Annotated in this window: 7 protein-coding genes; 4 read left to right on the top strand and 3 right to left on the bottom strand. The window is 39.1% G+C overall.

Translation table 11 applies throughout. From position 1 onward, the window contains the following. Positions 1 to 33 precede the first annotated feature (33 nt). Entirely contained in the window at positions 34 to 1,359 is a 1,326-nt protein-coding gene (locus SANK73390_RS17550) for a dicarboxylate/amino acid:cation symporter (RefSeq protein WP_462767728.1), read from the bottom strand. Positions 1,360 to 1,524: 165 nt separating this feature from the next. Between SANK73390_RS17550 and SANK73390_RS17545 the strand changes: the two genes are divergently transcribed. The 3 genes from SANK73390_RS17545 to SANK73390_RS17535 all read left to right on the top strand — a co-directional run bounded on the left by SANK73390_RS17545 (position 1,525) and on the right by SANK73390_RS17535 (position 7,753). Continuing rightward, complete coding sequence (locus tag SANK73390_RS17545) at positions 1,525 to 4,551, top strand: hypothetical protein (RefSeq protein WP_462767727.1); 3,027 nt, start codon at positions 1,525 to 1,527, stop codon at positions 4,549 to 4,551. Positions 4,552 to 4,797: 246 nt separating this feature from the next. After that, complete coding sequence (topA, locus tag SANK73390_RS17540; RefSeq protein ID WP_462767726.1) at positions 4,798 to 7,437, top strand: type I DNA topoisomerase; 2,640 nt, start codon at positions 4,798 to 4,800, stop codon at positions 7,435 to 7,437. Positions 7,438 to 7,549: 112 nt separating this feature from the next. Continuing rightward, entirely contained in the window at positions 7,550 to 7,753 is a 204-nt protein-coding gene (locus SANK73390_RS17535; protein ID WP_462767725.1) for a hypothetical protein, read from the top strand. 64 nt (positions 7,754 to 7,817) lie between these two features. On the opposite strand, the gene SANK73390_RS17530 is transcribed toward SANK73390_RS17535, so the two are convergent. Both SANK73390_RS17530 and SANK73390_RS17525 read right to left on the bottom strand, forming a co-directional pair. Further along, positions 7,818 to 8,054 carry a hypothetical protein gene (locus tag SANK73390_RS17530; protein ID WP_462767724.1) on the bottom strand — a complete coding sequence of 79 codons (237 nt, stop codon included), beginning with the start codon at positions 8,052 to 8,054 and terminating at the stop codon, positions 7,818 to 7,820. Positions 8,055 to 8,267: 213 nt separating this feature from the next. Then, positions 8,268 to 8,495 carry a hypothetical protein gene (locus SANK73390_RS17525; RefSeq protein ID WP_462767723.1) on the bottom strand — a complete coding sequence of 76 codons (228 nt, stop codon included), beginning with the start codon at positions 8,493 to 8,495 and terminating at the stop codon, positions 8,268 to 8,270. 1,193 nt (positions 8,496 to 9,688) lie between these two features. Between SANK73390_RS17525 and lanM the strand changes: the two genes are divergently transcribed. Then, positions 9,689 to 12,757, top strand: coding sequence for a type 2 lanthipeptide synthetase LanM (gene lanM / locus SANK73390_RS17520; protein ID WP_462767722.1), 3,069 nt, complete (start codon positions 9,689 to 9,691; stop codon positions 12,755 to 12,757). Positions 12,758 to 12,839: the final 82 nt, after the last annotated feature.

Genomic DNA, 12,839 nt, shown 5'->3' with positions numbered 1-12,839 from the left:
GCATTTAATGCGGGCTTTTGTGTATTTATAACGTTATAAAGAGGTTTTTTCTTCTAATTCTTTAGCAGCGTTAGGGTCGTTAAATACCTCTAAGTCAAACTCTTTTTCGGATTTTGCAACGATACACGTCACCATACAGTCACCCGTTACATTAACCGCAGTTCGGGTCATATCTAATAAGCGATCTACGCCAATTATAATAGCTATTCCCTCTACTGGTAGTCCAACCTGATTAAGTACCATTGCTAACATGATCAAACCAACCCCTGGCACACCCGCTGTGCCTACAGAGGCTAAAGTGGCAGTAAGAATAACCATCAAATAATCGGAAATACTTAAATCTACGGCAAATACTTGCGCGATAAACACGGTTGCAACACCTTGCATAATAGCCGTGCCATCCATATTAATGGTTGCGCCTAAGGGTACCGTAAATGAGGCTACAGAGTTGTGAGCACCGAGTTTTTTGGTTGCGGTTTCTAGTGTTACAGGCATTGTAGCACTTGAGCTTGACGTGCTAAAAGCAAACATACACGCATCTTTCATTTTCTTTAAAAAGGTTATTGGGCTAAGTCCAGTGAGTACTTTCAAAATAATAGAGTAGTTAATTAGCGCATGTATAAATAATGCTGCGAGTACAACAAAAAAGTATTTAGCAAGACTCCAAATTAAACCAATTTCAATGGTAGTGAATAACTTGGCCATTAAACAAAATACGCCATAAGGTGCTAGGTTCATTAGAATAGTCACAAGCTTTAGCACCACTGCATTTAAGTCATCAAATACTTTAGCAACGCGTTTACCTGGTTCACCAGATAGTGCCATTGCAATACCAAACAATAACGCAAACACAATCACCTGAAGCATATTGCCACTGGCCATGGCGTTGATTGGATTAGTTGGGAACATATTGATGATAACTTGCGCTAAGGTAGGTGCTTGCTGCGCATCGTAACTGGCATTGGTTGGCAACTCTTGGCCTACTCCAGGTGTAAAAATGAGCGCCAAAGAAATAGCCACAGTAATGGCTATTGCTGTCGTCATCAAATACAAAGCAATAGACTTTCCGCCCAAACGGCCGAGTTTCTTAGGATCACTTAAACTGCAAGTGCCGCAAACTAAAGAAATAAACACCAAAGGCACAACCAGCATTTTTAAGCTGGCAATGAATATTTGCCCACCAACATGGAACAACCCATCGACTAAAAAGCTTTTAACTGGAAAATCAAACAGGCCAAGTGGGATAAGATATTCTGCTTGGCCAGAAAATAGCGCTTGCAGTAATAAACCTAGTACGATCCCAGATACCATGCCGAGCATGATCCGAGTCGTTAAACTCATTTTGTTATTTTTTTGCATATTATGTATGTACTGATTTACGTCAATAGATCTGCATAGCCTAACAGGCCGCTTGATTTTGGCCAAAAAAAATCGGTCAGAAATAACAAAAAACTGTGATTTTTTTATACTTTCTAAGGTAGTATGAGAAAAATTTTGCTTTGAATTTGCTAGGGAGAGAGGTTAATGCCTTTTATGCGCTGGTTTAGCATGTTAATGCTTGGCTTGTTACTAACTGCTTGTGGCGGTGGTGGCTCAATTGAAAAAACGACGAATAATGGCGATGGTACATCCGCTACTGATGGAGACATTACATTTACAGTTACAGTTGCAGATAGTGACGGTAAGCTATTTGACGAGACTAATCCTATAAAACAAGGCTCAGCTGGAATCGTTACTGCTACGCTATTACAAGATGATAAACCTTTAAATAATAAACTCATTCAATTTCAGCTAAACCACTCAGGCAGACTAAGTCCTGAAGCAGGTACGGGGGCGACCAATTCAGATGGTGTCGCAACCATCACAATAGAAAGTGGAGAGAATCGTGGCTGGGGTGAAGTGATCGCAACCTACACTCATAGTGAAGGCAACCTTGTCACCAATAAAACTGTTTTTTACTCTTCTGGCGATGAAGCTGATGCAGAAGATGACAGTACAAAACTTAATATTAAGGTGTTGGCTAACTGCCCTTCAGGATGGGAAAGTGAGCGAGACAGTGTATCACTGGAAACTCTTTCTTCAGCCTGTACTGTAACCAATAACATAGACGCGATTGCCGAAGTTGATGTACTTGTGGAAGCATCAAGTACTAAATCAGGTCAAGGTATTGCGGGCGTACTTATTAATTTAGCCGCGGACATTGGTACAATCTTGTCGGGTGAAAAAAGTGTTTCCGATAACTTTGGTTTCGCACTGTTTAAATATCGTCCGCCATTGCAAGGCGGAGCGGGTCAATTGACAGCGACATTTAACGATGTTTCTACGAGTTTTGCATTTACCAGTGGCGCTGAAGATTTAGCGTTAACGATAGATAATGGTCTTAAAAAAGATACACAAGGTAATGATATTGCACTTGGTGCTGGTGAAACGACTTTGTTAACCGTGGAAATTAGAGATCAAAATGGCAGTTATGTAACGACGCCACTAGATGTTGCATTTTCGTCTGGGTGCGCTGAAGGCGAAAAAGCTGAGGTTGATGCAAACGCAACCAGTGTGGGCGGTATTGCTTATTCAACTTATAAAAATCTGGGGTGTGATATTGCAACTGGTGATACGGTATCGGTGACTATTTCAAAAGGGGGCAACTCTGTTAGTGAGCAAGTTGTGATCCCTGTCTCTCCTGCTAAACCACAGTCAATAGAGTTTTTGGATGCTTCAGAAAGCTTATTGGCACTAAAAGGTACAGGTGGACCTCAACGTAAAGAGTCGTCAGAACTTTCATTCAAACTTATTAATAGCTTAAGCGGCGGTGCGGCTAATCAACGGATAGACTTTAGGCTTCGAGCTAAGCACAGTGATGCTACTTTGGTGCCAGATAGTGTACGTACTGACTCGCAAGGCGAAGCGAAAGTGATTGTGAGTTCAGGTAATGTGTCTTCGAGCTTTGTGGTTCAAGCTTGCTTTATACCCGCAGATCTTATTCCAACTAATAGTAATGATGAAGTCACTTGTTGGCAGGAGCGCTTTGATGCATGTGATGTGACAAGTAATAAGCCTGACGGGTGCCCTGTGGGAAGTATAGATTTGGTCCCGCAAGACAAAGCTATTATGTCAGTGTCAAGCCGTTTAAGTGTGACCAGTGGCTTGCCCGTTAACTCAACTATGTCGCTTTCAGTAGGTACAGTGAATACTGAAACACTCAATGTGAGCAATGTGGAAATCCCAGTACAAGTCAATGTTGCAGACAGATATGGCAACTTCGTACATGATGGTACTAAAGTGTTTATCAGTGCAGAAGGAGGTGCGGTTGGCACCGTAGATGGTACCCAGTTTAATGCTGAACTTGAATGTGAAACTACCGATGGCCGTTGCAGCGCAACTTGGGTGAGCCAAAATATTATTCCATTTGTGAGCAATAAACCATCAAGCGATCCTCGCAGCACAATAGATTGTGAGTTACCAAATCAAGTTAGTTGCTCTACCAATTACTGGGGTAATACTGTGGGCTCTTACAATCCGAAAAAGCTTTACGCAGCAAAGCGTTCTTATTTAATTGGACAAGGTACGTCAAATCCATCGCACGAACAAATTATTAACGTTGGGAATAACCAAATAAATGAGTCGGTATTAGAAAGCACCAGGAACTGTAATTTATATGGTGAGCAATCAGCGCCTTGTATTAATGGTATCTTAAATGCGGCCAATGATGATGAGGGTGTTCCACTTGCCGGGCGAGCCACGCTAATCGCTATTACCGATGGAGAAGAGAATTTTAATGATGTGAATGGCAATGGTTTATTCGATGAGAATGAATTTAGCCTTGTGTTCGATGTGCCAGAAGCATTTAGGGACGATAATGAAGATGGCGTTTATGGAGGAACAAACTGCTTGCCAAATAGTGTAACTAACCCTTGTTCTCCGCTTAATTCGGATGCGGGTCACTTTGAAAAACTCTGGGATGGTAATGGTGATGGCGTATTTACTGATCGAGATAGAAAATACAATGGATTAAGCTGTACGGTAGAGCAACAAGCTGCTAATCAATGTAGTAAATCAATTATTGATGTGTTCGACAGTGCAGAAATTATTATGTCTGGTAGTGTACCTGTGTATCGATTTACAGTGCCTACAGGTTCTAGCTTAGGTAATAATCTCACGGTACCAAGCTCATGTTCTGATGTGTTTGTAGGTGGTATTACAGCTTTGGATTTAGAGCCTTCTGATACGGCGGATTACTGTGATGTAACGGGCATTGATTTTAGTAATAGTACTATTGATAAAGTCGAGGTGATACTCTTTTTTAGTGATGTCAATAATAATCCACTACCGCAGGGCACTGAAATATCAATTAGTACGGATAATGGCCTGTATTCTGGTCCGACCGACTTGACCGTGAGCCAGTCAATGGATACTAAAGCGTCCAAAATTGCGTTTATAATTGGCAGAGAAATTGAAGCCAATCAGAAGAAACAAGGACAGATATCGATTGTATTTACGACCCCTGCGGGTGTCATTACCACGGCTACCTTGGGTGTAGTGGATGCTGGGTAATAAGTAAAGCATTGAATGCCAACCATCAGGTTGGCATTTTTCTATTGTTTCCATTATATTGCGCAGCTTAAATTTGGCTTTGTACTTTTTGTTTAAAATAGCAACAGTAATTGTGTAATTAATCATTAAACAGCTAAAAGATTGTATTTAAAGCTTGTAACAATAGGTGTTTGTAGATATACCTATAAATATTAGTCGCCCAAAATGGGCAGAAACTCAGACAAAATGGGTCAAAAATAGGCAGCTATGGGCAAATCGCTAGTAATTGTAGAGTCTCCCGCGAAGGCAAAAACAATTAATAAATACTTAGGTAAGGACTTTGTCGTTAAGTCCAGTGTTGGGCATGTGCGTGACTTGCCGACTTCTGGTGCAGGAAAGACTAAAGGCTTGGCTACAAAAAGCCCAGCCGAAGTCAGAAAAATGTCACCTGAAGAGAAAGCCATTTATAAAAAAACCAAAGATTACGTTAACTTAGTTGCACGTATGGGGATTGACCCAGAGAAAGGTTGGGAGCCCCATTACGAAGTACTGCCAGGTAAAGAAAAGGTTGTACAGGAACTTAAAAAACTTGCAGAGAACGCTGACCATATCTATCTCGCAACCGATTTGGATAGAGAGGGGGAGGCAATTGCATGGCACCTTGAACAGATCATAGGTGGCGATGAACAAAAATATAAGCGCGTTGTATTTAACGAAATTACTAAAAATGCTATTCAACAAGCCTTTGAAGCGCCAGGTCAATTAAATACAGATATGGTGTATGCGCAGCAAACACGTCGTTTCTTGGACCGTGTAGTTGGTTTTATGGTGTCACCATTACTTTGGCAAAAAGTAGCACGAGGCTTGTCAGCAGGGCGTGTGCAGTCGGTTGCTGTAAGGCTACTTGTTGAACGCGAGCGAGAAATTAAAGCATTTATCCCCGAAGAGTTTTGGGATGTTCATGCTGATGTTACTGCAAAAACACTAGCAATTCGTTTAGAAGTAACCAAGTATCAAGGCAGTGCTTTTAAACCTGTTACAGAAGATCAAGCTATGGGTGCTGTAAAGGTACTTGAGCACTGTGACTACAAAGTTGTTAAGGTTGAAGAAAAGCCAAGTAAGAGTAAACCAAGCGCGCCATTTATTACTTCAACCATGCAACAAGCTGCGAGCACGCGCTTAGGGTATGGGGTGAAGAAAACCATGATGCTCGCTCAGCGCCTGTATGAAGCAGGTTATATTACCTATATGCGTACTGACTCAACGAACTTATCGAATGACGCGGTAGGCATGTGCCGAGACTATATTGGCGAGCAATTTGGTGACAAATATTTACCTGACAATCCAATAAAGTATAGCGCCAAAGAAAACGCTCAAGAAGCGCACGAGGCAATACGTCCATCAGATGTGAATGTGTTATCAGGCCATGTTGAAGGCGTTGATGCCGATGCTAAAAAACTGTATGAACTCATTTGGCGTCAATTCGTAGCGTGTCAAATGATGCCTGCAGAATATGACTTAACAACCGTGACTGTTGGTGCTGATGATTATACTTTAAAGGCGAAAGGGCGCGTCATGCGTTTTGATGGTTGGACCAAAGTTCAGCCTTCAGTTCGCAAGAAAAATGAAGAAGATCAGTCTCTTCCTGCAGTGGCTGTAGGTGATGTAATTAACTTAGTCGCACTTGACCCGAAACAGCACTTTACCAAACCACCAGCACGTTTTAGCGAAGCAAGTTTAGTAAAAGAGCTTGAAAAACGAGGAATAGGTCGGCCATCAACATATGCATCTATTATATCTACTATTCAAGAAAGAGGGTATGTACGGGTTGAAAGTCGTCGCTTTTTTGCGGAAAAAATGGGTGAGATTGTTACGGATCGTTTAGTTGAAAACTTTAATGATTTGATGAACTTTGACTTTACCGCAAAAATGGAAGACAGGTTAGATGACATCGCTGAAGGTGAGCGTGTTTGGACTCAAGTACTTGATAAATTTTACGCTAATTTTTCAAAACAGTTAGAAGTTGCTGCAGGAGATGAAGGCGAAGGCGGCATGCGTCAAAATGTCATGGTTGAAACTGACATTGACTGTCCGACATGTAGCCGAAAAATGGGTATTCGTACAGCTTCTACTGGCGTGTTCTTAGGGTGTACTGGTTATAACTTACCGCCTAAAGAGCGCTGTACCACCACGATGAACTTGGTATCAGGAGATGAAGCAGTCGCCGCAGATGTTGAAGACGTTGAAACAGAAACTCTGATGCAAATGAAGCGCTGCCCAATCTGTGAAACAGCGATGGATTCCTATTTGATTGACGAAACTCGCAAGTTACATGTATGTGGTAACAACCCAGCCTGTCAGGGACATGTGGTTGAAAAAGGCACGTTTAAGATAAAAGGCTACGACGGCCCCATTATCGAATGTGATAAATGTGGCTCTGATATGGAGTTGAAATCTGGCCGTTTCGGAAAGTATTTTGGTTGTAGTAGCGAGGAGTGTAAAAATACTCGTAAGTTACTTAAAAATGGTGAACCTGCGCCGCCAAAAGAAGACCCGGTGCATTTACCTGAACTAGAGTGTGAAAAGTCAGATGCTTATTTTGTACTTCGTGATGGTGCATCAGGGATTTTCTTAGCTGCACATACCTTCCCTAAATCTAGAGAAACGCGTGCACCAAAAGTGGCTGAATTGAAACGCTTTAGAGATAGGATCTCTCCTAAGTTTTATTATTTAGCCGATGCACCAGAGCAAGATGATGATGGTAACCTTGCTGTAATTCGTTACTCAAGAAAAACCAAAAGCCAGTATGTTATGAGTGAGGTTGATGGCAAAGCAACTGGCTGGAAGGCAACTTATGATAACGGTAAGTGGGTGATAGAAACCAAAGCATCGAAAAAGAAAAAATAATAAAAAGCCGGGTTAACCCTAATGCTGATCAGTTAAGAAATATTTAACGATCCATTGACCGGTTTTTTGAATGCTTCAAAATCCGATATCAGTTATTGATATCGGATTTTTTATGCGCTTTGAAACAGAATTAGCTACAACTTTTGATGCTTTTTATACTTTTGAAAAGTTTGCAGAAATACTATCGCCTCAATTACTTGAACAATTAAGTTACTTTAAATTGCCACCAAAACGAGAAGATAGGCGTTATCGTAGATGGGTTAAGTCAAAGGCTTCTATATATCCGACTAATAAAAATGCCAATCAGCTTAACTGACTGGCATTACGGGTTAACCCGGCTTTTTTATGCAGTAATGAATGAGGTTCATGTACTCAAAGTATTACAATTGTACGCTGTTGACGGTTTGATAGTTGCTGCTTGATAGCTCGTCATTGACACAATCTAATACGTACTTTTTAAGGTCGTCAGCTTCTACACCATCGTTATTTGCCCACTCTAAGCACATTTGCGTAAACTCTTGTACTAACTCTTGAGATGCTACTGTATTTTCGTTAGCCATGCTACTTGTGGCAACGAAAGTTAATGTAGCAATTATGCCAAGGAATGTGTTTTTCATTTTGTTTACCTTAGGTTATTTTGACCCACACTTTTTAAACTAAAAAAACGTTATTGGAAAACGAAATAAATTGCTCGTCAAAAGTTGTAAAAGTAATGCATGTTCGTGCTGTTGATATAAGGGGAGTAAGGTTGAGCATTCGGGCTCATTAACGTGAGAAGCCGGTTGGGTAAACAAGGTGTTAATGGTATTCTTTCTATATGCTTAGTGTAGTTAAGGGTGTATTAAAGACCAAAAATAACGGTTTCGATTTTTAATACGCGACTGCTGACAGTGGTAAAAAAGTAATAAAGCTAATGTTGCCACCAGCAATTGTTTAACGGGTAATACATTACCTTTTATAAACTCGATGAGGGTTAACTGCTGAGCTGCGATAGGCAGCCACTGCACTAAATCACTCGCAATATCGTATGTGACCACCATACTCAAAGCGACGGACACTAGTAAAACCATGGTGATATATGATGAGTTTCTTTAAAAGATTTAGCTCAACTGACACAAAGACTTACAAGCCGGCAGGCAATAGAAAAGCCGACTAGCGTATGACAGTGTAGTGTAAGCCTTTGGTTGACCCCTTTGGGTAGTTTCATTGGGATATTTTTTCTACAATATCACCTGACTTGCCAAAATACCCGAATTGCTACTGAAAAAACATCCAGCAAAGACCAACACGCCCTAGTAAAGTAAGTGCAATAAACTCAAACGACATATTGATGCTAATACCAAATTGTTCTTAAGGCGCAGATCCGTAAGTAACCTTTGATACTTTCTCAATACCAAGCCAAGCATTGGGAAGGAGTACATGGTAAAAGACTGCATGTCACAAAATTATTGCCAGTATGGGTTTTCACACCAGATCTCCACTGTATTTTCATCAGACAATTTGTGGATTTGTTTGAGATATTCAAGAGCTGCGGAAGACGAATGGGCTTTGTGCCAGCGCATTTATTACCATAGTGCTGTTTAAATTCGACTTCTAGCTGTTGCTAATCTATGGGTTTTACGAGTTTCACTAACTTATGGCTCGGTGAAAAAATGTTAATAATTTCAATATCAAACAATCGTTTTTGTGGTGTGTGAGGGGGAGATTTAGGTTTCATCTTTTATATTCAAATTGCAATGTTTTGGCTGTGTGATTTAAAAAGTTGCAATTTCAGGGTAGTAAGATCGTTTATTCCTTCAATAAATTCAAATAATTAAGTTAGTTCCTGGGGGGACCTATAAAAGTAACGGGAAACTTCTCAAAACCGTCTTATTGAAATCTAGTAGTACCAAGGGGAATAACAAGTTACCGAATTAAAAAAGGGATGATCACCAAAGGAGCGGAGATCCATCAGGGCTAGAGAGGGTTTGGAGTTGAGCTCCTGTTGCTCGATGAGTTACAACTATTGCTGCGCTGTTTTATGTTTAGGCATATTTAGCTCTGAATTTAGTTCAGAACTTTATTTTATAAGTTAAACGTATCCTACGGCTAGGTGTAGTTTAGGTAATGTCAAAGTTAAATGGTTGTTTTTGTATAGTATTTTATTTCTGTCTCATATTTTAAATTTATTGGCTCAAATTTTATACCCCAAAATTCATTATACAAGTCATAGTGAGTTAGCGCATTAGAGAATTAATTATGGTATTGAGATATGGACAATCAAATTGAGGAAAAAAAAAGAACAACTCTAATAGAAGGCTTTAGTCAGCTTTGTAGAAGTCCAGTCTTTAAGCACGGATTTAATGCTAGTGCCTTAACATTAAGTGATAAATATGCACTTGTTAGTTGTACACATAATAAAATAGTCACTTCATGTACATTTGATTTGAACACATTGACACCTTTATCTCCTTTTAATGATCCAGAACTGCTATCGATGTGGAAACAGCACAATAAATTGGATAAAACTACACTAGATATATTATTTTCAGATGACTGGCTGCAAGAGTCATTAGCTAGTTTAATAGATATGCCAAAACCAATACAGTTAACTAAAAATTTTAAACTTGATCAAAAGCTAGGGTCACTAGTATTTCTTGAGCCTGAATTACTAGTAGCTTTAGCTACCCTCAAAGAAAATATTACTTCTAAAGAAAGCTCACTGTTGGACTCAGACAGGTTTATTCAATCTCTTATGCCTACAATGATAAAGAGGTTGTTGTCGATTTGCCATAATGGAATTGTCTTCTTTGAAAAAAAATATCATCTAAAACCAACGAATAGCCATAGCTTTCGCTCTAGGTTTTTTAACCAGTTTCCTGCTTTATGGCGGCAAGTTAATCAGTTTATTAGTTTTTGGATTGATTATATGTGTGAGTTCACTTCACATTTAGTGCACGATAGTAATTTAATACAGCAGCAGTTTTTTAACTCAGTCCCTCCGGGTAAACTCATTGCAATTTCAAGTAAGATAGGAGACACCCATAATAAAGGTAGATTTGTATTAATTTGTACTTTCGAGTCAGGTAAAAAAATATGCTATAAGCCGCGAGCTCTAAAACTGGATTATCAGTTTTATCAATTCATCAACTTTATTAAAAAAAATGATAAAACATTCAATGTATATCAGCCAGAGTTTTTATTACGAGAAAACTATGGTTGGATGGAGTATATAGGGCGCAAGCCGTGTTCAGATAAAAACACTGTAAAAAAGTATTACTACAATTCGGGTTATTTACTGGGCATATTATATCTATTAGAAGCAGAAGATATTCACTTTGAAAATGTAATTTCTCAAGGAAGTTCACCAGTTATAGTTGATTTAGAAAGCTTATTTCATCAAAGAGATGATGCCATTTCATGTGATAATGGATTTGATCCGCTAGAACATTCTGTACTTAAAACTCACCTAATACCACAATTTAAGGTCGAGAATTATAAGCAAGATTGCGCAGCAATTATTTCAATTTCTGATTATAGTCAGACAATTGAGCGTAGTAGTTTACCGTCTTTTAAAGGTCGAGATATTCCTGTTAATGGTTACGAAGATGACTTTCTCTTGGGTTTTAATACGGGCTATCGTTGTTTGCTAGCACTAAAAAGCAAACTCCCGGCTCAGCTTTTAAAATTCAAAGGTATTGAATCACGTTATGTTGCTAGGCCAACAAGCGTTTATAGTCAGTTACTTAAAAATTCGTATCAACCTTACTATCAACAATCAGGCGTAAAGCTAGAGCTTTCATTTGAACGATTGTGGATAGATGCAAAAAGAAGAACGTTTCTTTCAAAGTTGTTAGATGCTGAAAAAAGAGCTTTATTACAGGGTGATATTCCACTTTTTACAACTAAAATAGGTGAACAGTCAGTCTATTTCGAAAGCCAGCTATTGCATTCTGACTATTTTTATTCAGATAGCTTTAAACTCGTAATGACAAAGCTGCATAGATTGTCTGATGAAGATTTAAAAGCACAAGAAAAAATAATCAGAGTGAGTTTAAATCTTAATAATCTGAAAAATCCATCATTATTGAAGGGAACGTTTAACCTTCTTCCTCCAGTATCTAAAAATACACTTGCCCTATACAGCAATGTAATTTATGACACTATATTTAATCAGGCTTCAATGACGCCAGATTATATTTTTTGGCCATTATATAAAGTTAACCAAGGCGGGCTATTATGTCTCGATAGTACGAATTATCAATTGCATGATGGGTTGCTAGGCATATATATATACTTAGCTTATGAAGAATCGATTTTCCCAGCACAAGAAAAGCTTACATTGATAAAAAGTGCATTCTTTAAGTTGTTAGAAAGTTTAAGCGGGGATAATTTTAAAGGTGAGCCCTGTGGTGCTTTCGATGGACTAGGTGGAGTAGTTTATGCTATCTCTCATTTATTTCATCTTTGGCAAGAGCCCAAGCTGCTTGAATTTGGTAAGCTTTTTATAGCTAAACTAAAAATTAAAGTGACTTCAGATAAAACTTTCGATGTTCAAGCAGGAAGTGCTGGGGCGATATTGTGTCTGTTATCTTATTACAAGGTGACTGCATGTAAAACTGCACTCTCGTTGGCATATGAATTTGGTGAGCATTTATTACGCTCCTTCGTAATCGACAACGAACGAGTTGGTTGGAAGAACGGGAATCTAAAAAATACTATATTGACAGGCTTTTCTCATGGAAGCAGTGGCATGGTATTTGCGCTAGCCCAATTAAACCAGTTATCCCCTGATCCTAGGTATTTAGACATAGCTTCTCAGGTGTTCGAGTATGAAAGAAAAACGTATTGCGACTCAACAGGCAACTGGAGAGACCTTCGTTATACCTCTAAAGCCCAGCAAGAAAGTTGCTCTATGCCAGCGTGGTGTAGTGGTTCAATGGGAATTGGTTATAGCAAGTTAATCATGTTAGGCCAGTTTGATAATAAATTTGACGATGAATTCATTAGAGACATTAAATTAGCCTATCGGCATATAACTTCAAATCAAGAATTTCGCAGTTATGTCTTATGTCATGGTCACTTTGGTAATTTAGAATTCATCCAGCAATTTCAGTTAAACGAAACTTTATCGAATACCGATATTACCTCTGATTCATTGATCTACTCCCATTTAGGTCGGCATTTACAAGGTATAAATGCAAATGGAATTTTTAAAGATGGGAAAAATTTTGAGTCAGTTGGCTTTATGAACGGAATTTCAGGAATTGGCTATCAACTCTTAAGGATATTATACCCGAAGCAGGTTCCAAGCATATTGATGTTGCAAACGCCATTTTAAGTATATCAACCAAGCCTTCTATAGGATTGAGGAAGGTTTTGGTTTTTTAATATTCAATCCATTTAAGGAAGTCGTTATGAAT

The sequence above is a fragment of the Pseudoalteromonas sp. SANK 73390 genome (assembly GCF_054966645.1).
Note: the sequence above shows the minus strand (reverse complement) of the source record. Positions and strands in the feature narration are given on the sequence as shown.

Coding starts and splice junctions, on each gene's coding strand:
- SANK73390_RS17535 (WP_462767725.1), top strand. CDS start 7,550: ATGCGCTTTGAAACAGAATTAGCTACAACTTTTGATGCTTTTTATACT.
- lanM (WP_462767722.1), top strand. CDS start 9,689: ATGGACAATCAAATTGAGGAAAAAAAAAGAACAACTCTAATAGAAGGC.
- topA (WP_462767726.1), top strand. CDS start 4,798: ATGGGCAAATCGCTAGTAATTGTAGAGTCTCCCGCGAAGGCAAAAACA.
- SANK73390_RS17550 (WP_462767728.1), bottom strand. CDS start 1,359: ATGCAAAAAAATAACAAAATGAGTTTAACGACTCGGATCATGCTCGGC.
- SANK73390_RS17545 (WP_462767727.1), top strand. CDS start 1,525: ATGCCTTTTATGCGCTGGTTTAGCATGTTAATGCTTGGCTTGTTACTA.
- SANK73390_RS17530 (WP_462767724.1), bottom strand. CDS start 8,054: ATGAAAAACACATTCCTTGGCATAATTGCTACATTAACTTTCGTTGCC.